Below are 25,298 nucleotides of genomic sequence, written 5' to 3' on the forward strand. Positions count from 1 at the left end.
TCTGTTTAAGTTCCTGTATGCATCTTAACATACTCTAAGACAGAGGTGTCAAAATTCTGCCTGTGGTTTATAAAAGTGCTTTTTATAGGCAGGTAATACAACTGAGAGACCAGTTTAGAATCTTTTAAACGAACATAATCCTTTTCGGTTGTAATTATTTTTCTTTCTTTGGCTGTATTCTGAACAGATTCTAAATCCGCATCCGAGAAATGATGATGGTCCGGAAAGGTCAGGCATTCGTCGTTTTCACTTTTTAAATGATCAAAAAAAGGTTTGGGTTTCGCGATTCCGGCCAAAAGCACTTTTGATTCTGACTTCAGTTCCCCAACTGCTATTTTTTCCTCTTTGGCATATACTGTAGTATCGTAATCGATAAAAGAAAAAAAGAGCTGCTGGAAACAGTTTAATTTCAATTTCAGACGAATTTCTGCCTGTTCCGTCTCGGAAAGATTTTTAGGACATTTGGTAACCACTACTATATTAGCCCGTTTTGCACCGCTTCTGCTTTCTCTTAAATTACCTGCTGGCAGCATAAAATCATCCGCATACAAATCGCCAAATGCTGTAAGCAGAATGTAAAACCCTGCTTTTACTTTTCGGTGCTGAAACGCATCATCCAATAAAATGACCTGAGGTTTTTCGGGCTGTGAGAGCAATTGTGTGATTCCATTGGTACGATCAGCATCAACAGCCACCTGAACATCTGGAAACTTTTGATAAAACTGAAAAGGTTCATCTCCCAGAATCTCAGCATTAGAATTCTCATCGGCCAAAACAAAACCTTCTGATTTTCTCTTATAACCGCGGCTCAGGGCAGCCACCTTATATTTACCAGATAATAAACGGATTAAATATTCAATCTGAGGTGTTTTTCCGGTTCCGCCCACACTTAAATTTCCAACCGCAATAACCGGAACAGCAAAAGAGGCTGATTTTAAAATTCCTTTATCAAAAAGAAAATTACGGATACTGGTCACAATTCCGTATAAAATAGCAAAAGGAAAAAGTAGTTTTCGAAGTAGATTCATTATTTTATTTTATTCAGAACATTTAACTTAATTAATGATTTCATTTGGCTGATAGCAATTTCGTTCAGTTTTAACAATCTTTTGTTCTGTATTATTCCCTGTTGTATTAACATAGCATTTATGCTTTCAAGATTAGACAATACCACCAATTGTTCAATTGAGGCCATATCTCTGATATTTCCTTTCTCTTCCGGATTTTCATCCCGCCACTCTTTTGCTGTTTTACCAAATAAAGCTACATTCAATAAATCAGCCTCATCTGCATAAATAAAGTTTTTCTGTTTTACATTAATGCTTACAGGAATTAATTTTTCTTTGATAGCATCCGTATGTATCGAATAATTAATTTTTGAGATCGTTCGCTGCAGGTTCCATTCCAATTTTTTACTGCTGCTTTCTCTTCCTTTAATCTTTGAAATTCTTTTATCAAATAAAATTTAAACTCGGCACTTAACCAGGCTGCAAACTCAAAAGCAATATCTTTATGAGCAAAGGTTCCTCCATACCGTCCGGTTTTTGAAACAATCCCAACAGCATTTGTACTTTCAATCCATCTTTTGGGAGTCAAAGAAAAACTATTGGAACCAGCCATATTTTTAATTCCATCGAATTCGATGGAATTAAAATCCGGATTATTGAATTTTTCCCACAAACCAATAAATTCAATTGTACTGCGATTTCTCATCCAGTTTTGTAAGATATAATCACTACGTTCCTTATCACGATGTCTGGCAATATCAGTAAGTGACATAAAGTCTTCTTTATTATCTTCAAAAACAACAACATCTATTCCCTGAACATTTATCTTCCTGTTCTTTGCCATACTATTAAATTTCAGCCCGCTCCTCTCTCATTTCAATCAAGTCCTTAACCGTATTAAAATGTAAGAAAAAAAAATAAAATATTTTTGATTTTAAGCTAAATCATAAAATGAAGATTTATTTTCAAAGCAGCTTCACTTTACGAAAGTATAATTTTTTTCGTTAATTTGTTTTTCAGGTTTCCAATTTCACAGTATGTTAAAAACCTGAAACAAAAAAACCTGAAACAAAATTCAAAAAAAATGAAAATCAAAGACATCATCACCGTACTGGAAGAAATGGCCCCGCCGGCCTATGCAGAAGATTTTGACAATGTTGGCCTTTTAGTAGGGAATCCGGAAACAAAATGTTCCGGAGTTTTAGTTTGTCATGATGCTCTGGAGAATGTAATAGAGGAAGCAAAATCTAAAAAATGCAATCTGGTAGTCTGTTTCCACCCGATATTATTTTCAGGCATCAAGAAAATTACGGGTAAAAATTATGTGGAACGTGCTATTTTAAAAGCGATTAAAAATGACATTGCGATCTATGCTGTTCACACTGCTTTAGACAATCATTCGCAGGGGGTAAATAAAATTTTCAGTAATGCATTAGGTTTAATAAATACCCGAATTCTAATCCCGAAACAACAGTATCTTCAAAAATTAATTACTTACACCGTTCCCGATAATGCAGAAAAAGTACGAAATGCCATGTTTGAAGCCGGAGCCGGAACTATTGGAAATTATGACAACTGCAGTTTCAATTCTGAAGGCTTTTTCACCTTTAAAGGAAATGAAAAAAGCAATCCGGTTATTGGCGAAAAAGGAAAACTGCATACCGGAACCGAAATAAAAATTGAGGTTATTTTTGAAAAGCATTTGCAGTCCCGAATCCTAAAAGCGCTCTTAACCCATCACATATACGAAGAAGTGGCTTATGAAATCTATGATTTACAAAATACACCTCAGAATATTGGCCTGGGAATGATTGGGGAACTCGAAAAAGAAATGGAAGAGAAAGAATTTCTTCTGTATGTGCAGGACCATATGATTGCAAGAGGTATCCGTCACTCGGCCTTTACCGGAAATAAAGTAAAAAAAGTTGCTGTTTTGGGAGGTTCCGGAAGTTTCGCTATTAAGAATGCTATTCAGGCAGGAGCCGATGCTTTTTTAACCGCTGATTTAAAGTACCATCAGTTCTATGAAGCCGAAAACAAGCTGCTTTTGGCCGATATTGGTCATTTTGAAAGCGAACGCTATACAAAAAACTATATTGTTGATTATCTTCGAAAAAAAATTCTTAATTTTGCGATCATTTTATCGGAAGAAAATACAAATCCAGTTAAGTACTTATAGAATATGACGAATACGAAAGAATTAAGTGTTGAGGACAAGTTAAGAGCAATATACGATTTACAGCTTATTGACTCCAGAATTGACGAAATCAGAAACGTTAGAGGAGAACTTCCTTTAGAAGTGGAAGATTTAGAAGATGAAGTTGCAGGTTTAAGCACTCGTTCAGAAAAACTGAAAGGTGAACTTGAGGTGATTGAGGAGCAAATCAAAGCAAAGAAAATTGCTATTGAGGAGCACAAGGAGGTGATCAAAAAATACACTAAACAACAAGAATCAGTTCGTAATAACAGAGAATTTAACTCTTTAACCAAAGAAGTTGAGTTTCAGGAATTAGAAATCCAACTGGCAGAGAAGCAGATCAAAGAAATGAAAGCTTCTATTGAGCACAAAAAAGAAGTTATTTCTAACCTAAAAGAAAAACTAGATGCCAAAAGTTCTCACTTAAAACATAAAAAGTCTGAACTGGATGCAATTATGGCCGAAACTCAAAAGGAAGAAATCTTCTTATCTGAGAAATCTGCTGAATTTTCTGCTCAAATCGAAGACCGTTTACTGGCTGCTTACAACAGAATCAGAAGCAGTGTTCGTAACGGATTAGCGGTAGTTTCTATCGAAAGAGGAGCTTCTGCCGGATCTTTCTTCACGATTCCGCCTCAGACACAGGTAGAAATCGCTTCAAGAAAGAAAATCATCACTGATGAGCACTCTGGAAGAATTTTAGTTGATACTGCATTAGCAGAAGAAGAAAAAGAAAAAATGGAACAATTGTTCTCAAAATTCTAAATACTAGTCCCGATTCAATCGGGACTTTTTTTTTGCCAAAATATTTTCTGCCGCGAATTACACTAATTTTCGCTAATTTTTAGTTTGTTTTTAAATGAAATAAAAATTCGTGCTAAATTTGTGTAATTCGTGGCAAATCTTTTTAAAATTGGCTTTCGAATATTATTGTTATCATTAAACTATTTGTTTTGGGAATTAAAAAAGGAATTCGTTTTATCACACTGAAATCAGTTGGCTCTTATATTAACTTTCTAAGTTATGTTCGTCCTCAAAAAGCTATGGAACTTTCTTATGCACTTTTTAGCCAGCCAAGAGTGGGTCGGTTAAAAAAAGAAAAACTCCCAAAAACCCTAAGAAACACAGAAACAGAAACGTTTCACCATAACGAACATCATTTTCAAACCTACATCTGGAAAGGAAACGAGACTAAAATCCTTTTGGTTCATGGCTGGGAAAGCAACTCCTCACGATGGAAAAAAAACCTCCCGCATCTGCAAAAATCAGGAAGTACGATAATCGCCCTTGATGCACCTGCTCACGGACAAAGCAGCGGAAAAGAATTTAATGTGCCGCTTTATGCTGAATTTATTAATAAAGCGGTCGAAAAATATCAGCCTGAAATTATTATCGGACATTCTATTGGCGGTGCTGCCTGCGTTTATCATCAGTATTTATTTCCAAATACCAGTATTGCAAAAATGGTAATTCTTGGTGCTCCTTCCGATCTGAAAACTCTTATTGACAATTATATCTCCATGTTGAGCCTAAACAGCAGAATGCTGTCTCTTTTGGAAAATAAATTTATAAATCGTTTCAATTTCAAATTAGAAGATTTTTCAGGACAAAAATTTGCAGCTGATTTTGCTATTCCGGGATTTATAGCCCATGATACTTCGGATAAAATTGTAGCTTTTGCCGAAGGAAAAAAAATTGCCAGCAAGTGGAAAAACAGTCAGTTTATTGAGACTACCGGATTAGGTCACGGCATGCACGATGATGAATTGTATGACAAAGTAATTGAGTTCCTTTTTTCCGGAAGTTCTGAGGTTTTGAACCCATGAATTTTCCCCCGATTTTTAAATAAATAATCCTGCTATTGTCATTCTTTTTTCCCGGGAATGACAATCTTTGAGATAACAGCTCCAGATCTAAAGTTCTAATTTATCTAAACTACAATTTTAAAATACTTAAACAACTCCTTTTCTCCTTTTCCTGTAATGGTTATGGCCCGTGAGTCTTTATTTCTTCTGAGCCAGTCTTCGGTTATCATTTTATTTAATAATAATGCACCTATCGAACCGGCAATATGGTTTCTTCGTTCACTCCAGTCCAGACAGGGTTTTAAAAATATTCTTTTTTGTTTCTGAGCTTCTGTCAGATCAATTCCAAAACCAGAAAACCATTTCTCTCCTTCTTTGGAAATTTCAAAAACATTACTTTTTTGAACAATTATTTTTTGTTCCAGCAAACTATCTGTTAAGGCAACACCAATTTTTCCGGCTAAATGATCATAACAGGTTCTACAGAATTTTATTGGAGAATAATGATCTGTTTTATTTTTTACAGCAGCTTCCGGGTTCGGAACCAAGTTTGCCATTGCCTCAAGTGCATAAGCGACTTCTTTATTTGAAAATCTATAATATTTATGACGCCCTTGTTTTTCTACACAAAGCAAATCGGCATCCAGTAGTTTTCCCAAATGCATACTTATATTTTGCGCTGAAGTATTGGCAGAAACAGCCAATTCTGTAGCTGTAAAAGCTCTTCCGTCAAGCAAAGTCCATAAAATTGAGGCGCGGGTTGGGTCGCCAATTAAAGATGCTGTTTTTATAAATTGATCTTCCATTTCAAAATTCATAGTTAAGTGCAGACTGAAGTATTGCTCTGTAAAGTTAAACAACTTTGCTAAAAACATTTATATGACCCCGACTTTATTCCTTCAATCTGATGTCAGCGATCCTTATCTGATCTACAAAAACATGTTACAAAACAATTCCGTCTTTTGGGATGAAAACAATAGAATATGGGCAATCTATTCTTACAAAGACTGTGTTTCAATTCTAAAAAATCCCAAAGCTGAGATTCCGGAAATAAACCCGGATAACGAACAAAAACTCAACAAACACGCTCTGAATATCCTAACCAGTTTAACCCGGTTATCGAATGGGCTTCAGCATGAAATTTCGAAAGAAATCGCAATGCTGTTATTCTCCAATATGAAATCAGTTCAAATTGACCAGGTGGTTTACCATTTGATAAAAGATACTGCAGCTGAAAATAAAATCGACTGGGTAAACACCGTTTGCAAAAAACTTCCTGTATTAATTGTACTGCAGAGTTTTGGTTTTACAGAAACTGACTGTGATTTCATTTTAGAAAAAATAGAACCTTTTGTCAAAATAATGCTTCCGAAGAAAACAGCGGAACAAACCCGTTTCATAAATCAATTTGCAGAAGAAATATTTGCCCTCACAGAAAAACAGCTTTTATCTTTACACTTCTTTCCGGCGCTTTTTGAGAAAACATCTGAATTAAAAACACTTACTTCAGAGGAAATAAAAACCATCTATGTCAGCAATTTAATAGGATTGTTTATTCAGAGTTTTGATGCGGGAAGAGGAATATTAAGTAATTCCTTATTGCAGATTCTGAATCATCAAACTTTTTCAGCCAAAACAGAAATCCAAAAATCAGTCGCAGAAACTTTACGATTTGATCCTCCAATTCATAACACAAGGCGAATTGCTGCAGAAGATATTCTTATCGGCGAAAGCCTTATTAAAAAAAATGATTCGATATTGGTTATACTTGCAGCTGCAAACCGTGATCCTGAAAAATTCGAAAATGAATCCGGTTTTGACATCAACAGAATCAATACTGATGAAAATCTGACTTTTGGAACCGGCGGTCATATGTGCCCTGCCAAACATTTTTCGATTCATTTAGCGACAGAAGCTTTATGGTTTTTATTTAATCAATATAAAAGCATAAAACTTTTAGAAAACAACATTGAGTACGAACCTGTAATTAACGCCAGACTGCCTAAAAACATCTGGATTTCATTATACTAAAAAAAATAATTATGACAGCTGTAATTTTTGAAGTAATTCCGAACGAAGGAAAAAAAGAGGAATATCTGAATATTGCGTCGGATTTAAAATCCGAATTGAGCCATATTGAAGGTTTCATTTCTATAGAGCGATTTCAGAGTTTAGCCGATCCTGGAAAAATTTTGTCTTTATCGTTCTGGAAAGATGAAGAAAGCATCCGGCAATGGAGAAATCTTGAAATGCATCGCCTTGCACAGGCAAAAGGAAGAAATGAAATTTTCAAAGATTATCATTTAAGAATCGCCGCCGTTGTTCGTGACTATGGTATGTTTGACCGAAAGGAAACCCCTGAAGACAGTTCCGTTTTTCATGAATCATAAAAAGATACTGAAACCCTAAGCTGCTGAGATTCTAAGTTGTCTTCAAAATATAAAATATAAAATCTATCCTGACAGCTATCGAAAGTAAAATCATTTTTTTGCCTACTTTTGCAGTATGGAAGAAAATCTTAAACGTCTTAATAAATTTATTAGTGAAACGGGCTTTTGTTCCCGCCGTGAAGCTGATAAGTTAATTGAAGAAGGCCGTGTTACAATAAATGGCATTGTACCGGAAATGGGAACTAAAGTTTCGCCAGATGATGAAGTACGTGTTGACGGAAAATTAATCGTGGAAAAACACGAAAAAATGATTTATCTGGCTTTCAACAAACCTGTTGGAATTGAATGTACTACTAATCTTGACGTAAAAAACAATATCGTAGATTATATCAATTATCCTAAAAGGATTTTTCCTATCGGAAGGCTTGACAAAGCTAGTGAAGGTTTAATTTTTATGACTAACGATGGCGATATTGTAAATAAGATTCTGCGTGCCCGAAACAATCACGAAAAAGAATATACGGTTACGGTCAATAAGCCTATAACAGAACGTTTTATTCAGCGTATGGGAAATGGTGTTCCTATTCTGGATACTGTTACCAAAAAATGTAAAGTAGAACAAATCAGCAAATATACTTTTAAGATTATCCTGACTCAGGGATTAAACCGTCAGATTCGAAGAATGTCTGAATATCTGGGTTATGAAGTAACTGCACTTAAACGTATCCGGATTATTAATATTTCCCTGGATGTTCCGGTGGGGCGTTACCGCGATCTGACTGATACTGAAATAAAAGAACTAAATAAACTGATTGAGCCTTCCAGTAAAACAGAAGAAGCCAGTCTTCCAAAAACTGAGACTCCTGACAGGAATCCAAATGGAAACTCAAATAAAAGAAGGACTGCTTATATCTCTAAAAATGATCCAAGATTTAAAAAAAGAGGAGGACAATAGTCCTCCTCTTTTTTAGTCTGTTTTTTTTTCTTGCAAAGGAGGGTCAACTTGTGGCGGCCCCAACAAAGGAACTTTAGTTTTAGAATCCTCATTTATAGGAACTCCAATTTTAGTATTATTATCATTATGATCCTCAATAACCTGTTTATATTGTGGTATATCATTAACAATTTCTAAAGGATAAACGACACCCTGTTCACTGTTTTTTGCAACATACATCCTTTTGATTTCGCTAAAAGACAGCATTCTTTTATAGACTCTGACATCATCGAGTTTTCCATTAAAATTTTCGGCAGCATAAGCATCCAAATTACCAATTGTCAACTTGTTACCTGTCCATGAAAAATTAAATTTAAGCTGTTCCATAGGAATAAGTGTTCCTTCAAAACGGATTGAAAATTTTTCAGGTTCACTGTTTATGTACATTACAAATGACTTCCCGGTATATACAAAAGCAACAAATACCCATTCCTGCAGCGGAATTTTATTCTGGGAATTAAAGTGGAGATAGCCATTTTTATAGGTATGAAAATTAAGCGTCCCGTCCTCCTGAACCTGCAGATTAAAATCTCTTCCGGGATTTACTTTCGATATGATCGTATTATGTTCGGTATATTTCTCTAAATAGATCCAGCTTGTAATACTGAAAGAAGGTAAGCCGTTGAAATTTGAAACATTTTCTATACCAATATAACCGTGACTTCCAAACGAAAATGCTCCGTTAAGATTTTCGTTCTTGTCCTTCTCCGGCTTAATACCAGCCGAAAAAGAAGTATTCTTTAAAGGGCTTTGGTCCTGTATATTTCCATTTAAAGGCAGATACAAAAGCAGGTCCTTCTCAAATTGACTATTCCCTGTATTTTGTGACTGAGATAATGTCCAGTTCAAAAAAAATAAGATTATCCAAAAACAGCGCATGATTACCATTTGTACTATTTACCCTGCAAATATATTAAGCTATAGGCAGGAAAACTGTAATTATATGTTAATTTTTAGTTTCCAGAAAATCATAATACAAGGCTTTAGACAGAAATCCCGCATTTTGGTAGTTTAAAATCAATTCCTCTCTTATTATTTCAGCCTTTTTACCGTTTAAGTTGTTTTTCAGAAAATAGTCCCGACGGGCATCATCATTAAAGTTAAGTCCGCTCAAAAAAACGGGTTCCACGCCTTTGTTTACTGAAATATTATAGGTTGTAATGAGATTTCCCCAATTCACAAAACTGCATAAAATGAGGGTGCCATAAAAATACCAAACCATCTGATTTATCAGGTAAGCATTTGTTTTTTGCTTTACAATTTTCAAGAAAGAATACAACAGTCCGATAACAGCCAGCACTAAAAAAGCATATACACCTAATCGTTTATAGGTCAGGCCGTAAAAAGAAACATATTCTGTATTCTTAATCAGGGCACTTACAATTAAAACAACATTTAACGCAAGCCAGATTTTAGCCAGATTTTTTAAAGTTTTTGCTTTTTCATCAAAGTTAAATCCGCCTTTAAAATAAAACAGTATTACTCCGACTGCCATTAAAATGGAAAAAATTACCGCATTTACCCTTTCGTGTATATCAACACTTAAATTTGTTTTATCGACAGCCTCAAAAAACTGCTCATAGTTGTAAGTTCCAATAAATACCAAAAGCATAATGTTTAACAAAAACAAGGTAATTTCACCGCTTTTTCTCTCAAAGTCCAGGTCAAGAAATGAAAATGTGCTCTGATTTTTCACTTCTGAGACGGTATTGAATTCATTATTCAGTCTGGGATTAAATTCATAACAGGCATCCGGAACCCAGTAATTCCAGAAACTGAAAGAAATATAAAATCCAAGAATACTGATGAGGATCAGCTGGAAAAGATCAATATCTAAAGTATAATCCGTAAACAATGCCGAAAAATGATCGCTCCCGAAAGAGTATACAACAAAGAACAAGCCTAAAAATACAAACGGAATCACCACAAATGCGACCAGTTTCCTGGCAAAATCATTGTGAATTTTTCGTTCGGGAAGCCACTGGTTAAAAATAAAAACGCGTCCCAAAGTTGTTATTCCGTTTAAGAATATCAAGGGAAAAATTTGTATGATTTTGAGTTCTCCATCCTGTGTTTTAAACTGTAAAAACAAAATTGATAATGCCAAAGCGAAAAACGATGCGGCATCTCCATACCACGCAAAGGCAAAACAAGACAGAATAGAAGTCATAACCAAGACCAAATGTGATCTGTCAACTAGTTTTTCCTGAAAGAAATAACTAACTAACAACGTCAGCACCACTCCAAAAATAGAGATATTGATTCCAGGTCCCTGATTGTAAAAAAGCAGTGCAAAAACTGCTGTACAGGCTAAAATAATTTGATGTTTTTTCATAATTTTAATTTTTAAAAGTACTTTGTAATTCAAAGTTTTTGGGTAAAAAATTTTAGTTTCTAAGATTTCATTAATTTTTCGAGGTAAGAAAGGTGTTCTTTAAACGCCGCGCGGCCAAGCGGTGTTACCTGATAAGATGTTTTAGGCTTTTTGCCCACAAATTCCTTTTTAATCTCAATGTATTCAGATTTTTCCAGAGCGGAAGAATGACTCGCCAAATTCCCGTCGGTAATATTCAAAAGGGTTTTCATCTCGGTAAAATCTACCCAGTCATTAACCATCAGAACGGACATAATGCCCAGTCTGACACGGCTTTCGAAATCTTTATTTAGTTTGTCAATAATTCCCATTCAATTATTTGTATTTTTTGAACATCACTAAACCATACAAAATATGTAAAATTCCAAATCCCAAAATCCAGAAAATTAAACCATATCCGATATAGAACAGCGCAATAAGTCCTAAAATCAATTCAGAAAAGCCCAAATATTTTACATCCGAAAAAGTATATTTTTCAGCATTGATAACAGCAAGTCCGTAGAATATTAAAGTTGAAGGTGCCACTAAACCAAAATATCCATGATATAGTAAAGCGAGACAAAATATACCTCCCGCCAGAAGCGGAACTGCCAGATTAAACAGCATATTTTTGGTTGCTGAAGTCCAGATAGGTAAATTGTATTTTCGGCTTTTTCTAATAGTAAAAAAGATCCCGAAAGTAAGTGCAAACACCATAATTATGATTCCGATCCAGAAAAGTTCTGACACTAAATCAGCTGAATATAATCTATGTTCGTCACTTAGATAATCCATTCCATTGGCTTTAAAAAGCTGGTACACATAGATTCCGCCAATTAAAGCCGAAAGACCTGCGAAAACTCCTGAAAGCCCGCTTAATGATATAAATCTGGAAGAACGTTCCATCATGGAACGAATATGCGCTAAATCTTCTTGGTGCTTTTGATTCATAATTAAAGTACTTTGCGTTACAAAGTTATTATTTATTTTGAAACGACAATTAAAAAAGAACATTTTTTTCAAAAAAGCAGCCTTAGAATTAAAAACTATTCTTTGTTGGTTTCAAAATTTTTAAATTTATACAATAAAGTGAACATTACATAACGCTTTAAAACATTGGTTTCTGAATCAATAACAGCTGTTGAAGTAATCATTCTGGAAGCGCTCTGATTTTGATTCAGCAAATCATAAACTTTTACTTTAAATGTAAATTGTTTCGCAAATTGGTAAGATAAACTAGTGTTCCACAAATAAAAATCTTTTTTATATGGTCCCGAAATATTCGAATTGTAGTTGTAACCAAAATCGTTGCCAAAAACCCAGTTCTTAGGCCAGAAGCTTGTCATTTGGATATTAAAATTATGAGTTGTATTTGAAGTTGAACTTAAAGAAGTATTATTATATCGAATGTCATTGTATGTAAAATTATAATACGGCTGGATGCTTAATAATTCACCATATTCATACGTAAATCCAAAACCGGGATTCAGCCTGAATGCTTTTGCCTCATACAACTGATTATTTGTAAAACCTTTATTCAAATTATAATTGGTATACATAGAAAACCGCAGCGCAAAAGTATTTACCTCTTTCTTTATTTTTTTGTTCCATTCTCCTGCTACTAACATATCGTAGGTGCCTTCTACATTATCAAAGGTTGAGATCTGTTTTCCAGAACTGTTATAGGCTGAGACTCCCACAATCTGACTATCAAAATATGTAGTACTAAAATGAATGAAATAACTCGAATCCGATTGAAAATCATAACTTGAAAAACCTGTCTGCAAAAAATGAAAAGTAGAAGGTTTTAAATTCGGATTTCCCGTTACAACAGCTAAAGGATTATCCAAATTAGCAACTGCCAAAACCTGATTACCTCTTGGAATTGTAAATTTACGCTCGTACATCATTAATAGATTCTGAGATTGTGAAATGCTGTAATTTGCACTAATTGTTCCGTTTGGAATAAAATAGTTTTTATTCAGATCTGTTGTTTCCTTTAAATAAAATGCATGATTTTCATTCCTGATAACAGAAGTTCCTGTAGATGCCGATAAATCAAGTTTCTTTATACTTGTACTAAAACCTATTTTAGGATTCACTCCAAAACTATTAAAAGAATTATAATTACTTAGTGATTCATTAAAAACATCGTAATCCATATCCTGACCATTACGGTCGAATGTCTTTTTATCATCGCTGGTTTTTTCATAATTTGTGATTACCGAAAAATTCAGTCTTGACAAATTAGTTAGCGGCTCAAAATACTGAAGAGTTCCTGTATACTTATCTCTGTTATTTTTTTGAGTAACATTTTGATTACGCAAATCGTCAGGGCTTGTTCCCTCTGTAAAAACCGTCGATGAATTTACCCTTGTGTCTAAATCGTTTCGCGAATTCTCGTTTTCAAAAGAAGCGGTAAAGTATCGACCTTCTTTCTTAGCATTTAAAAAAAATCGAAGATTATTTCTGAAATTCGTACTACTATTTTCACTTATATTAAAAGAATTACTGGAGTTGATTAACTGGTTATTCTCATCCCAGGTTTTTCTATCGGAAGTATTTGCTGATACAGCTTTTCCTGTTTCAATGGCAGGTGCAAAAAAAACTTTTATCGAAGGGGAAATTTTATACTCAAAATTTAAATTTACATTATGTCTATTAGAATCCTGATCGCTTTTTGAAGTCGATTTTGACAACAAAGAACCCGTTGGTAACAAAGTAAGTTCTGACGTTCTATTTATGTTGTCTGTATTAGAATTATTAAAATTATAATTCAAATCTGTGCTTTCTCCTTTAAACCATTCATCAGAATAACTTAACCCAATTAAATTCGATTTTGTTATTCCGCCTCTGCCTCCGGAAGCAGCCCCAAAACCATCGTTTCTTCCGCCTCCCATAGTATCAAAAACCTCGTTCATAGAAAAACCAGATGCATTAATATTATTAGAAGAAGCCAGAAAACTGATACGCTTTTTATCTTTAAAATAACTCAGGAAAGCACTGCTTTCATATCTTTCTGAGCTCCCGTAACCTCCTAAAAGTTTGCCAAAAAAGCCTTTATTTTTTTCTTTATCGATGGTTAAATTGATTGAAACATTTTCTGATGTCGAAGCTTGTTTAGTAAATTCCTGTTCTTTTGTTTTAGTATCTGAAACCTGTACTTTTTTTATTAGCTCAGCCGGAAGGTTTTGAATTGCTATTTTTCCATCTGCATCAAAAAAGGGTTTTCCGTTAACTAATATCTGGCTTACCTTTTTTCCATTGACTGTTATTTTTTTGTCTGCATCAATACTCACTCCCGGTAATTCTTTTAATAAAGCTTCTACATTGGCATCTGGACGTAATTTAAATGAAGAAGCATTAAATTCTATAGTATCTTTTTTTATTCGGATAGGAGCTTCGTTTTTTATAATAACTTCATCCAATTCAACATCATATTTTATAAGTCTGACAACTCCTAAATCTATATTGTGAGTGAGTTTTTCTATGGTATCTGAAAATTCCAGATAACCTTCTGCCGAAATTTTTAAAATGTTGTTTTGAAATCCTGATTTGGTTTCTAATTTAAAGAGACCATCTTTATCCGAAATCGTATAGGCTTCTACCGAGGAATCTTTAGAATGCATCAAATAAATTGTTGCGGCTTCTATAGGCGAATCTTTTTCAGTAACAATCTTACCGCTGATTACCGCATTTTTTTGAGCTGCGGAAGAAAGACCATACAAGAGAAACAGAAAGAAAACCATCGTTTTTATCTTGTTTTGTATTGAGAAAAGGTTATTTAAAAGAACTACATTATGAGAAAAGAATGTAATGATCTGCAGGATTTTAATCATGGGAGCGGATATACTTGTAAAGGCTTAAATTGTTTGTTTTTATTAGGGACAAACTTACATTATAAATCAAAACAAATAATAACTAATTGTTAAAAATTAGAAATTAAAATTAAAATCAAACAAAAAGTTGGTTTTCATTAATTAGAAAGATCATTTTTATGATTTAAAAACATCTAAGAATTTTAAAAGTTTAGTAAAAAACAAATGATTAAAACAACCGTAAACAACTCATTGCCGGAACACAAAACCAAAAAAGCCCGTTCATAGTGAACAGGCTTTTTTAAATTTTATAATGTGAGATTTAAAACCATCTTCTTCTTTTGAATAAAAAGACTCCAAAGGTGGATAAGATTATTGAAACCAGAAGCAGAATCCAGATTCCGTACCGGCTTTCTTCCAGACCGTTTGGTACGTTCATTCCGTACAAACTGGCGATTAGGGTTGGAATCATTAAAATAATTGAAATGGAAGTCATCTGTTTCATAATATTGTTCATATTATTGGAGATTACAGAAGCATAAGCGTCCATCATTCCCGTTAAGATGTTGTTATAAATATTGGCTGTATCCTGCGCCTGATTTAACTCGATTTCGACATCTTCTAGTAATTCCGGATCGTAACTGGCTTTATGAGCTTTCAGGTTTTTGATTCTTTGGAACAAAACATCATTCGCTTTTAAAGAAGTGATAAAGAATACAAAGCATTTTTCGATTTGAAGCAAGGCCTGTAATTCTTCGTTTTTGATGGATTTCTCTAAATTATCTTCCGCCAGTTTTATTTTTTGATTGATTTGCTTCAGGTATTTCAAATACCAAACACTTGATGACAAAAGCAATCGTAAAACCAGATTGAAATTGTCTTCTATTTCGATGTTTTTGCGCTGTGAATAAGCGACAAAATCTTTGATTATTTCTGTTTTATAAAAACTGATGGTAACGCAGATATCGTCTTTAAAAATGATTCCGAGTGGTACGGTATGAAAAGGAATTTTAACATCGCCGCTTTTAATGGGAATTCGCATGATGATAAGTGTCCAACCGTCTTCGATTTCGATACGAGGTCTTTCGTCGATATCCTCGATATCATTGTAAAAGGCTTCAGGAACCTGAAGTTCTTCCAGCAGGTAATTTTTATCTGATTCTGTTGGAGATTCGATGTGAATCCAGCAATTTGAAGTCCATTTTTGAATTTCTACTAATCCGTTGTTGTTGGTGTAAAAGGCTTTCATTTCAAAATACAGGGTTTTAACGCAGCATTTTGAAATTTCAAAAGCTGCTTAATTTAATACTAACGAATAATAATAATCGTCCATTTGGAGAAGTGTTATTTTTTAAAGTGCTGCAAAAGTATCCTTTATTTTTAAGAACCAAAACTTTAAACTATTAATTATATATTAAAATGAATCTTTGCGCAGGTTTTAAACACATAGAAACACAGATATTATTACCGCAAAAAGACGTTCACTTTTTCTAAATAAACATAGCCAAGCTTTAACTATGTTATAGAAATTTGTTTCTCTTTCGTATTCTTTTCATAGAAATTAAATCTTATGTTTCTATGTATTTAAAAAAAATTACTGCAATAAAAAAGCCTGTTCAACTGAACAGGCTTTCCTACTATTTTGAAAAAGAAATTATTTATTTCTTGCGCTTCTCATTTTTCTTGCCAAAAGTGTGTTTTTAAGCAACATCGCAATGGTCATTGGTCCTACTCCACCCGGAACTGGCGTAATGAATGCCGCTTTTTTACTTACGCCGTCAAAATCAACATCACCTTTGATAACATATCCTTTTGCATTTGAAGCATCATCAACACGAGTAATTCCAACGTCGATAACGGTTACGCCTTCTTTTACCATATCGGCTTTTAAAAATTCCGGAACTCCTAAAGCAGTGATGATAATGTCTGCATTTTTAGTAAATTCTGCTAAATCTTTAGTACGGCTGTGAGTCAAAGTAACTGTTGAGTCACCAGGATTTCCTTTACGGCTCATCAAGATACTCATCGGGCGTCCCACGATATGACTTCTTCCAATTACAACCGTATGTTTCCCTGAAGTTTCTACTTTATAACGCTCTAACAATTCCATAATTCCAAAGGGAGTTGCCGGAATAAAACTTTCCATTTCAAGTGCCATTCTACCAAAGTTAGTTGGATGGAATCCATCAACATCTTTGTCTGGATCGATTGCTAATAAAATTTTCTGCTCGTCGATATGTTTTGGCAATGGCAACTGAACGATATATCCGTCCAGGTTATCATCTTCGTTCAATTCTTTAATTTTAGCCAATAATTCATCTTCGGTAATCGTTTCCGGTAAAGAAACCAAAGTAGAATCAAATCCGATTTCCTGACAAGATTTTACTTTACTTCCTACGTAAGTTAAACTTGCTCCATTATTCCCGACCAATACCGCTGCTAAATGAGGCACTTTTCCTCCCGCTGCTTTTATAGATTGAACTTCGGCTGCAATTTCGTTTTTAATGTCGTTAGATGTTTTTTTACCGTCTAGTAGCTGCATTTTGTTGTTTTGTTTCAGGTTTAATTTGTTTTACGTTTCAAGTTGAAAATGAAACTTAAATTTTTATGTAATTAAAAAAGTTTCAAATTTTAGTCTCATAACTTGAAACCTTAAACTTGAAACTTTTTCTTATTTTATCTCGGCATTCCTCCTGGCATTCCTTTCATACCTCCCATCATTTTCATCAGGTTTTTTCCGCCTGGGCCTTGCATCATCTTCATCATCTTGCTCATTTGGTCAAACTGCTTCATGAGCTGATTTACCTGCTCGACTTTTGTTCCCGAACCTTTTGCGATTCTGGCTTTTCTTTTTACGTCGATAATGGCTGGTTTGCTTCTTTCTGCGGGTGTCATTGAATAAATGATGGCTTCGATATGTTTGAAGGCGTCATCTTCAATTTCTACATCTTTCATGGCTTTTGAAGCTCCCGGTATCATTCCAACCAGGTCTTTCATATTACCCATTTTCTTTACCTGCTGAATCTGTGTCAAGAAATCGTCAAAACCGAATTCGTTTTTAGCGATTTTCTTTTGAAGTTTTCTGGCTTCTTCTTCATCAAATTGCTCCTGAGCTCTTTCAACAAGAGACACAACGTCTCCCATTCCTAAGATACGCTCTGCCATACGTTCTGGATAGAAAACATCAATTGCTTCCATTTTCTCTCCAGTACCAACAAATTTGATTGGTTTGTTTACAATCGATTTGATTGAAAGCGCTGCTCCACCACGAGTATCACCATCTAATTTCGTTAAGATAACTCCATCAAAGTTCAGAATATCGTTAAAAGCTTTTGCTGTATTCACAGCATCCTGTCCTGTCATAGAGTCTACAACGAACAATGTTTCCTGAGGCTGAATTGCTTTGTGTACACGTGCAATTTCGTCCATCATTTCCTGATCAACGGCTAAACGTCCTGCTGTATCGACGATCACAACATTAAGTCCGTTTGCTTTAGCGTGTTTGATTGCGTTTTGAGCAATCTCTACAGGATTTTTATTTTCTGGTTCTGAATATACTTCAACACCTATTTGGTCTCCCACAACATGTAACTGATTAATCGCCGCCGGACGGTAGATATCACACGCTACAAGAAGTGGTTTCTTGTTTTTCTTAGTTTTTAAGAAGTTTGCTAATTTTCCTGAGAAAGTAGTTTTACCAGACCCCTGAAGTCCCGACATCAAAATAACAGTTGGATTTCCTGACAAGTTAACACCGGCAACATCTCCTCCCATTAATTCTGTCAACTCATCTTTTACCAGTTTTACTAATAATTGTCCTGGCTGTAAAGTTGTCAATACGTCCTGTCCAATTGCTTTATCTTTTACTCTGGCGGTAAAATCTTTAGCAATTTTAAAATTAACGTCGGCATCAAGTAACGCACGACGAACTTCTTTTAAGGTATCGGCTACGTTTACTTCAGTAATTTTACCGTGTCCTTTTAATATATGGAACGCTTTATCTAACTTATCACTTAAATTATCAAACATATCTTTTTGTTTATTTGAAGTGCAAAGATAATCTAATTAGACATTTCAGGCAATTTTTATTTATACGCATTTTTTTACCACGAAGGCTCTAAGACGCTAAGTTTTTTTGCTACGAGTTATACTAATTTCCTGAGCTTCCTAACTGCTATTCTTTTTGCCACTAAGGCACGAAGACACAAAGTTTTTTTAGCCACGAATTGCACGAATTTCTCAATTCTTAAACTAATAATTTTTCTCTCCCGCAGATTACGCAGATTTAAGGGATTTTTATTCTCATCAATAAAATATCTGCCAAATCTGCGTAATCTGCGGGAGAAAAAAACTTCGCAACTTTGCGTCTTTGTGACAAATAAAAAAAGCGCAAAGAATAAAAACCTTTGCGCCTTTGTGCCTTTGCGGCTATGAATCTTTAAAATTGGAAGTATATGAAAGGCTGCGAACCTGCCACTGCTGTTGCATAAACAATCCAGTAAACGAATCCTAAGATTATCGCTTTCACTAAAATTGGTGTTTTATCAAAAACAGATTTCATTCCGTTTGTAAATGTTTCCGGTAAGAAATGCCAGACATAACCGAATAACATTAATCCGAACACATTTTTGTATCCCAAAATAATGGTTTTCCAAAGTTCCGGTTCGAATGATAATTGCCCAATAGTATTAATTACCTGCAATGCTGTTTCGAAATCTCTGGCACGGAAAAAGATCCAGCAGAAAACTACAAAATGGAATGTAATCAGGATAGAGAAAAATCTCCATAAGAAATTTGAACCTTCTTTTTTGGATGGAAATAACTCCATAAAGATTTTATGAACTGCCAAAGCCAATCCGTGTAAAGCACCCCAAACAATAAACTGCGCTCCAGCTCCATGCCATAATCCGCCCAGTAACATAGTGGTAAACAGATTCAGGTTTGTAAATAAAGTTTGTTTTCTTTTATTGGAAAGAATAAATGACAAACAAAAAAGTGCAATTGAACTAAAAGCAATTATTAACGGAATTATACTGGTAGTATAACTTGTGATCCCCCACAGCAGCAATCCGAAGAAAAATAAACTAGGGAATAAAAATCCGGCAAAAGAACCTTCACGGTTTCCTCCCATAGAGATATACAAGAAATCTTTTAACCAGGTAGAAAGCGAGATATGCCATCTTCTCCAGAAATCAGTAATCGAATTAGATTTATAAGGCGTTCTGAAGTTGGCCGGTAATTTAAAACCTAATAATAATGCGATACCAATTGCCATATCGGAGTATCCTGAGAAATCGCAGTAAATCTGAATTGCATATCCGTAAGAAGCCATTAAATTTTCAAAAGACGTATAACTCAAAGGCGTATCAAAAACACGATCCACAAAGTTTACTGAAATGTAGTTTGAAATGACCGTTTTCTTAATCAAGCCTCCTATGATTAAAAACAAAGCATTATTTACATCCTGTCTGGTCAGGTTTAATTTCTGATAAATCTGAGGCAGAAAATCTTTCGCACGTACAATTGGCCCGGCTACTAACTGCGGGAAAAACGAAACGAAAAATAGATATTCGATATAGTTTTTTGTCGGTTTAATTTCTTCACGGTAAATCTCAATGATATAACTCATGGACTGGAAGGTATAGAACGAAATCCCAACCGGAAGAAAGATGTCATGAAATTTCAGATTTCCATTAAACATATCATTGTAAGTCCCAATCATGAAATTCATATACTTGAAATAACCAAGCAGTCCTAAATTCAGAATGACACTGATTACCAGATATATCTTTTTAACACTGTCTTTTTTTTCTTTGTAAATAATCTGGCTTAAACCGTAATCTACAACAGAAGAAAGCAGTAACAATAAAAAGTAAATTCCGCTTGACTTATAATAAAAGAAAAGCGAAAAGAGTATAACATACGTTAATCTCAGATAAAATGTTTTGTATAAAAAGCCATATACAAAATAAAAAACAAGGAATAATCCCAGGAACAAACCCGTATTGAATAATAGTTTTTCGTCCGGATTATAAATAAACCAGTTTTTAACCTGTTCTGTTGTAATTGCACCAAAATTTTGAATGAACCAATTATTAATGCTGTCTATTGTTGTCAACTTACTTTTTTAATTTAAAATTATCGTATGCTTTTAAAAATGCCTCGGTAAATAAACTTCCTTGTTTTTCGTACCCTTTTTTAGAATAATGCACCCAGTCTTTCCCTATCAGTCCCTGAGCTTTTAATTGTCCTATTCCGTTTAAACCGCCCAGTTCATCATATAAATCCCAAACGGCAAAACCATCTTTTTCGGCAATATCATTAATTCGCTGTGCATATTCTCCAACAAAATGATTGGGTTTTCTTCCTCTAAATAAAGAAGGCGGTGGTGTCATTACAATTATAGGAACGTTGATATTCTGTTCTTTTATATTCTTAATAAAATCACGGAGTCTTCTTATATATTCTGACGCTTCGAGTTTATCAAAACTTTCATTGGTTCCTAATGAGAAAATTAACAGATCGGGATGTAAGGCTTTTAACTGTTCAAAAAACAAAGGATATTTGTTGTAATCTGAAAATTTAGCTCCGTTTACTCCAATTCCGCTGTACGTTATTCCGGGAGCATTTTTCTCTAAAACCAGTCCGTTAAGTTCAAAATCTTTGGCTTCTTTATTCGGAATCAGAAAAATACGGTCCAGCGCTTTTTCCGATTTGTAATAGTGGCAGAAAGCATCCGATTCAAGATTTACAGGTACAAACTCAGAGGTTTTAATATTTCGGGACTGCATCTGATTAGTTGGAATTTTTAAAATCCTGCCGGCACGAATATTATTTGATTTTAACTGATTGGCTCTTTTTATTTCGGCAATTGAAACATTGTACTTGTCTGCAATCACAGAGATCGCTTCTCCTTTTTTGATTTTATGCGTGATTATTTTTCGCTCAGTCGTTTCGACAAATTTAGCCTGAGATGCCGTTGACAAATCAAACATATTTTCATTTTTGGGCGTTATAATCTGAATGGTATTAAACTTATAAGCCGGATCTTTAATGCTCATTTCCATTACAAAACCTCCGGTATCCCTCCAAAGTCCGATACCGCTTAACCCAACGGGATAATTTCGAACAGGATAAATATTCCGGTAACTTTCCCAGATTCGGTTACAGCGGAAACGTTCGTTATAAGATCCGTTGGTTTTGGCCAGCTGATACGGAAAAACTAAACCTCTTCCGGCATTACCAAATTTCTGCTGCAGAATCTTTCTTATCTTATTGGTCATTAAATCGCCCTGAATGTGCGAATCGCCAATATGTACAATATTTATTTTCTGATTTCCGCTGTTCTCATTCTCTGCCAGTTTCTTAAAAACATTTTCTAATGCTTTGGCATTGTAAATGTGATTTCCTATATAAGTTTCAACCGATGTTGAATCGATTTTAGTAACCATAGCTTTAGTAGTTATTGGAGGTGAGACGGAATTTTGCGGTTTATCATTTGCTGAGATAAAAAGACAGCAAAAGAACATAAGTAGTTTATTCATTTACACTATCTGTTTCGACAGAAACGGAATCTGCCTTGGGTTTTCTGACTGCTCTGGGCCTTACGCCTGTTTCACGTTTCTGACGTAAAAGTTTATATTCTTCGTAACCTTTATTTAGCTGGCTGTATAATAAATTCCCAATGGCTTTGGCTCCTCTCTGGTTAAAGTGTGTATAATCTTTATTGGCTTTTGCCGGAGATTCGTCTACCCATTTTACCATCGATCCGTCGCCGCCCATAAGGGTATAAAGGTTAACAAATCCTGATTCGGTATCCAGGGCATAACGTTTCTGTGCATTCATTAAAGGTACAACAGCTGAATCGGTTTTCATTTCCAAATCATATTTAGTCGATTTATCGGCTGTTGATACAATTAAAATAGAAACACCCGGAAACGATTCTTTTATTTTATTTACGGTTTTGGTCATTCCTTTCTGATACCATGAATAGTTTTTGGTTCCGTAATTCAGTACGTTAGTTCCGTAATGCAGAATCACCAAATCGTATTTGAGACTATTGTTAAAAGCCTGCATCACCCCGGCATCAAACATAGAAATTGGCAGCCCGGAATTTCCTCTCTGTGAGAAGTTATCCACGTGAACCCCGCTTCCGTTATCAAAATTAAATCCGTAAATAGGGATGGAATCGGCATGGATAAAATTAGCCCTGAACGCTTTTATACTTCCGGAAGTTACTTTTAGGCTGTTTACCAAATTGTTTGGAGAAAGGTTTTTCTTTAAAGTGTCTTTCCCGATAATAAAGTTCACATTTCCTTTTTTAGAAGATCTTCCGTAAAACAAAGTTGGATTATCTAAAGAAGTTGAATATTTATTGAGCCCGGCTTCGTACTGCACCCAAGTAGTATTATTTTTATCATTAGCAAAAAACACGTGACCATTTACTCCAAACGGACTTGCTGGTCTTTTTACATTCAGATAGGATTGTGTTTTCCAGTTTTTAGAAAACAGTGTTTTTACAGAACCTCTGGAAGCAGATGATTCTGAAATGATAGAAACAAATCCAACACCATTTCCTCCAAAATGCTCCTGATAATTCATACGTACATCCTGAACAATCAAATCGCCATCGGTCATCGAATCTCCGTAATAGGCAATTCTGACATGCCCATTTGGATTTTGTTCCAGCTGGTATAGTTTTTCATAAAACGAAATCAGATACTGATATCCTTTGTAGTTATCGAATGTTTCAGATGGAAATTCAATTCCTTCCGAAGCATCGTAAACAATTTTTTCCTGACCAGATGTATCGTCAATACTATCCCCGTCAAGAGACAAAGAATCTTTTGCCACCGATTCCAGCAGCAGGCTGTCGATAAGCACATTTTTGGAATCTAATTTCGCATCCGAAAAAATTTTATCCGGCAGAACCTGTTTAAATCCCGCGAAAGCAATAACGGCTAATGCTACAATGGCAAAAGACTGAAAGAAATATGGTTTTGTGTTCACTTATTAATTATAATATTGAGGGATGGAATTCCGGAAACTGATCATCAATATTCCTGTTAATTCCGTTTTAAAAAATTGCTGGGCAAAGATAGAATTAAATCATTCATTTTTAATTCATTTTAACAATAAAGAAAATAAAAAAAGAGGCTGGAAAAATCCAGCCTCTTAAATCAAAAAAAAATAAAAAAAACAAAGCTAATGATTAACTATTTTTTTGGCATAAAATACCATATAGCGAAATGAAACAATCGTTATGCTCTTTAGATTTTTTCATTAATGAATTATTTTAAAAGTGCATACTCAAAGGACACATTACCTCTTTCTCCTGCAGCACTAAGCATTGCTGTAAATTTTAATTTATAAACGTTTCCGGCAACATCTTTTATTACATAAAAACGATCGGTCTTAAATGACAATGGATAAGTTGCTCTCCAATTTCCACCAATTACCCTTTGATCTTTTGCCAAATCAGTATTAAAATTAGACTCAACTACGTTAGCTAAAGTATAATTTTCATATGTCACATCTGATGTTAACACTTGAAATGCTTTTGTCCCAACTTTAGTATTAGTAATGGCATAATCAGGGAAATAATATGCTCCTGCCGATGCGCCATCAGTATAAAATGTTTCTCCCGTGAAAGTAGTAATGTTTAGATCCCATTTATCTTTTAATGGCTCAACTTTAACTACTGATTTAGTATTAAAGCTAAAGAATGTAAAATTATAAGCAGCATCTTTAGTAATGGTAACTTCGCTATGAGTTGTAGCATTCAAATCTGCATACTGTAATTTATAATTAGTACCATCTCTTAAAATTCTAATTTTTTTCCATCCTCTGGAAGCTCCTGTAAGAGCAACTCCAGTTCCAACTCCAGGAACCGTAGAAATATCCTGCCCCATGTTTACCAGATAAACTTTATTGTCGGCATCGTTAGCAGAAACTTCTGCAATTGCTGTTCCTTTACTTCCTTCAACTCCTGAAATTGGAGCTAAATTTCCGTATGGATCATCTATATAGCTTGTTGTAATCGCTTCATAGTTACCAGTTGTTACACTTGGATCTTCAACTTGTACCTCATCTATATTAGTAGTATTAAGTTGTTTTACTGCGAATTTATTAATCGCTCCATTTGAAATCACACGAAACTCTGATCCTCCATAAAAACCTAAATCCCAGCTAGTTCTTAGAACTTTTGTCATCGCCCCTGAACTTAAATCAATAAATACCTGGTTTGGAACTGTATTTCCTCCATTTTCAGGTGCCAAAGATTTGCTTACAACTGCTGTCTCATTAAAATTAAGTTGTGTATAATTTGTTGCCGCTGCTACAGTCACATTAGCATCTGAAACAGAAGCAATAGTAAATTTTACATTTTTAACTTCTCCTTCTATTGCATCAACAATCTTTTTAAATGTAAAAGATACTGAACTAACATTTGCAGCATATGATAATACTATTTTTGAATTCTCTACAGCCGGTGTTGTTGTAAAATCAGTACCATAAGTCAATGCAGTAGGAGTAACATTTAACGTTACTGTACCAGCTGACGTTGTAGGTTTAGAAAACACAACTTTTACCTCTGTTTCGGCTTCTAAAACATTAGAAGCTGTATTTACAAATGCAGCCGCATTAGAGTTGTCTACATCATTATCATCACTATTACAAGCTGTAATACCGATCATAATAAATGAAATTAATAAAAGAACGCTTTTTTTCATTGTC

The 25,298-nt window shown here is 34.5% G+C and carries 22 protein-coding genes; 6 read left to right on the plus strand and 16 right to left on the minus strand.

What is annotated here, in order from left to right:
• Positions 1-5 precede the first annotated feature (5 nt).
• The 3 genes from lpxK to ACODST_RS05165 are packed head-to-tail and all read right to left on the minus strand — an operon-like array spanning position 6 to position 1,851.
• Positions 6-1,028 carry a tetraacyldisaccharide 4'-kinase gene (gene lpxK, locus ACODST_RS05155; protein WP_488931041.1) on the minus strand — a complete coding sequence of 341 codons (1,023 nt, stop codon included), beginning with the start codon at positions 1,026-1,028 and terminating at the stop codon, positions 6-8.
• Complete coding sequence (locus ACODST_RS05160; RefSeq protein WP_488931042.1) at positions 1,028-1,408, minus strand: hypothetical protein; 381 nt, start codon at positions 1,406-1,408, stop codon at positions 1,028-1,030. Before ACODST_RS05160 ends, lpxK begins: the two co-directional genes overlap by 1 nt.
• Complete coding sequence (locus tag ACODST_RS05165) at positions 1,333-1,851, minus strand: KilA-N domain-containing protein (protein WP_488931043.1); 519 nt, start codon at positions 1,849-1,851, stop codon at positions 1,333-1,335. Before ACODST_RS05165 ends, ACODST_RS05160 begins: the two co-directional genes overlap by 76 nt.
• Positions 1,852-2,091: 240 nt before the next feature.
• Between ACODST_RS05165 and ACODST_RS05170 the strand changes: the two genes are divergently transcribed.
• The 3 genes from ACODST_RS05170 to ACODST_RS05180 all read left to right on the plus strand — a co-directional run bounded on the left by ACODST_RS05170 (position 2,092) and on the right by ACODST_RS05180 (position 5,030).
• Positions 2,092-3,186 carry a Nif3-like dinuclear metal center hexameric protein gene (locus tag ACODST_RS05170; RefSeq protein ID WP_488931044.1) on the plus strand — a complete coding sequence of 365 codons (1,095 nt, stop codon included), beginning with the start codon at positions 2,092-2,094 and terminating at the stop codon, positions 3,184-3,186.
• Between the two features lie 3 nt (positions 3,187-3,189).
• Positions 3,190-3,969 (plus strand): zinc ribbon domain-containing protein, encoded by a 780-nt coding sequence (locus ACODST_RS05175; RefSeq protein WP_488931045.1) that lies wholly within the window; start codon positions 3,190-3,192, stop codon positions 3,967-3,969.
• Positions 3,970-4,157: 188 nt separating this feature from the next.
• On the plus strand, positions 4,158-5,030 hold the full coding sequence (locus ACODST_RS05180; RefSeq protein WP_488931046.1) for an alpha/beta fold hydrolase: 873 nt from the start codon (positions 4,158-4,160) through the stop codon (positions 5,028-5,030).
• Positions 5,031-5,134: 104 nt separating this feature from the next.
• On the opposite strand, the gene ACODST_RS05185 is transcribed toward ACODST_RS05180, so the two are convergent.
• Entirely contained in the window at positions 5,135-5,815 is a 681-nt protein-coding gene (locus ACODST_RS05185) for an ArsR/SmtB family transcription factor (RefSeq protein WP_488931047.1), read from the minus strand.
• A 73-nt stretch (positions 5,816-5,888) separates the two neighbouring features.
• Between ACODST_RS05185 and ACODST_RS05190 the strand changes: the two genes are divergently transcribed.
• The 3 genes from ACODST_RS05190 to rluF all read left to right on the plus strand — a co-directional run bounded on the left by ACODST_RS05190 (position 5,889) and on the right by rluF (position 8,354).
• Positions 5,889-7,040, plus strand: coding sequence for a cytochrome P450 (locus ACODST_RS05190; RefSeq protein WP_488931048.1), 1,152 nt, complete (start codon positions 5,889-5,891; stop codon positions 7,038-7,040).
• Positions 7,041-7,051: 11 nt separating this feature from the next.
• Complete coding sequence (locus ACODST_RS05195; protein WP_488931049.1) at positions 7,052-7,399, plus strand: antibiotic biosynthesis monooxygenase family protein; 348 nt, start codon at positions 7,052-7,054, stop codon at positions 7,397-7,399.
• 115 nt (positions 7,400-7,514) lie between these two features.
• Positions 7,515-8,354, plus strand: coding sequence for a 23S rRNA pseudouridine(2604) synthase RluF (rluF, locus tag ACODST_RS05200; RefSeq protein WP_488931050.1), 840 nt, complete (start codon positions 7,515-7,517; stop codon positions 8,352-8,354).
• 12 nt (positions 8,355-8,366) lie between these two features.
• On the opposite strand, the gene ACODST_RS05205 is transcribed toward rluF, so the two are convergent.
• The 12 genes from ACODST_RS05205 to ACODST_RS05260 all read right to left on the minus strand — a co-directional run bounded on the left by ACODST_RS05205 (position 8,367) and on the right by ACODST_RS05260 (position 25,294).
• Positions 8,367-9,242, minus strand: a complete 876-nt coding sequence (locus ACODST_RS05205) for a LamG domain-containing protein (protein ID WP_488931051.1) — start codon at positions 9,240-9,242, stop codon at positions 8,367-8,369.
• Positions 9,243-9,339: 97 nt separating this feature from the next.
• On the minus strand, positions 9,340-10,728 hold the full coding sequence (locus ACODST_RS05210) for a DUF4153 domain-containing protein (RefSeq protein WP_488931052.1): 1,389 nt from the start codon (positions 10,726-10,728) through the stop codon (positions 9,340-9,342).
• 59 nt (positions 10,729-10,787) lie between these two features.
• A complete protein-coding gene (locus ACODST_RS05215) occupies positions 10,788-11,078 on the minus strand; it encodes a winged helix-turn-helix domain-containing protein (protein WP_008464519.1) in 291 nt (96 codons plus the stop codon).
• A gap of 4 nt (positions 11,079-11,082) precedes the next feature.
• Positions 11,083-11,697 carry a hypothetical protein gene (locus tag ACODST_RS05220; RefSeq protein ID WP_488931053.1) on the minus strand — a complete coding sequence of 205 codons (615 nt, stop codon included), beginning with the start codon at positions 11,695-11,697 and terminating at the stop codon, positions 11,083-11,085.
• A 95-nt stretch (positions 11,698-11,792) separates the two neighbouring features.
• The gene (locus ACODST_RS05225) at positions 11,793-14,495 is read right to left on the minus strand and encodes an outer membrane beta-barrel protein (RefSeq protein ID WP_488931054.1); all 2,703 of its coding nucleotides are present in this window, start codon (positions 14,493-14,495) and stop codon (positions 11,793-11,795) included.
• Between the two features lie 391 nt (positions 14,496-14,886).
• Positions 14,887-15,813: a magnesium transporter CorA family protein gene (locus ACODST_RS05230; RefSeq protein ID WP_488931055.1), complete on the minus strand. Its 927-nt coding sequence runs from the start codon at positions 15,811-15,813 to the stop codon at positions 14,887-14,889.
• Positions 15,814-16,218: 405 nt separating this feature from the next.
• Positions 16,219-17,106 (minus strand): bifunctional 5,10-methylenetetrahydrofolate dehydrogenase/5,10-methenyltetrahydrofolate cyclohydrolase, encoded by an 888-nt coding sequence (locus tag ACODST_RS05235; RefSeq protein WP_488931056.1) that lies wholly within the window; start codon positions 17,104-17,106, stop codon positions 16,219-16,221.
• A gap of 134 nt (positions 17,107-17,240) precedes the next feature.
• The gene (gene ffh / locus ACODST_RS05240) at positions 17,241-18,593 is read right to left on the minus strand and encodes a signal recognition particle protein (RefSeq protein ID WP_488931057.1); all 1,353 of its coding nucleotides are present in this window, start codon (positions 18,591-18,593) and stop codon (positions 17,241-17,243) included.
• A 409-nt stretch (positions 18,594-19,002) separates the two neighbouring features.
• On the minus strand, positions 19,003-20,682 hold the full coding sequence (locus ACODST_RS05245) for an MBOAT family O-acyltransferase (protein WP_488931058.1): 1,680 nt from the start codon (positions 20,680-20,682) through the stop codon (positions 19,003-19,005).
• A gap of 1 nt (position 20,683) precedes the next feature.
• Complete coding sequence (locus tag ACODST_RS05250; RefSeq protein ID WP_488931059.1) at positions 20,684-22,108, minus strand: SGNH/GDSL hydrolase family protein; 1,425 nt, start codon at positions 22,106-22,108, stop codon at positions 20,684-20,686.
• Positions 22,101-23,573 carry an SGNH/GDSL hydrolase family protein gene (locus tag ACODST_RS05255; RefSeq protein ID WP_488931060.1) on the minus strand — a complete coding sequence of 491 codons (1,473 nt, stop codon included), beginning with the start codon at positions 23,571-23,573 and terminating at the stop codon, positions 22,101-22,103. Before ACODST_RS05255 ends, ACODST_RS05250 begins: the two co-directional genes overlap by 8 nt.
• A gap of 281 nt (positions 23,574-23,854) precedes the next feature.
• The gene (locus ACODST_RS05260) at positions 23,855-25,294 is read right to left on the minus strand and encodes an HmuY family protein (protein ID WP_488931061.1); all 1,440 of its coding nucleotides are present in this window, start codon (positions 25,292-25,294) and stop codon (positions 23,855-23,857) included.
• Between the last annotated feature and the right edge of the window lie 4 nt (positions 25,295-25,298).

This window comes from Flavobacterium sp. FG19 (assembly GCF_057809475.1).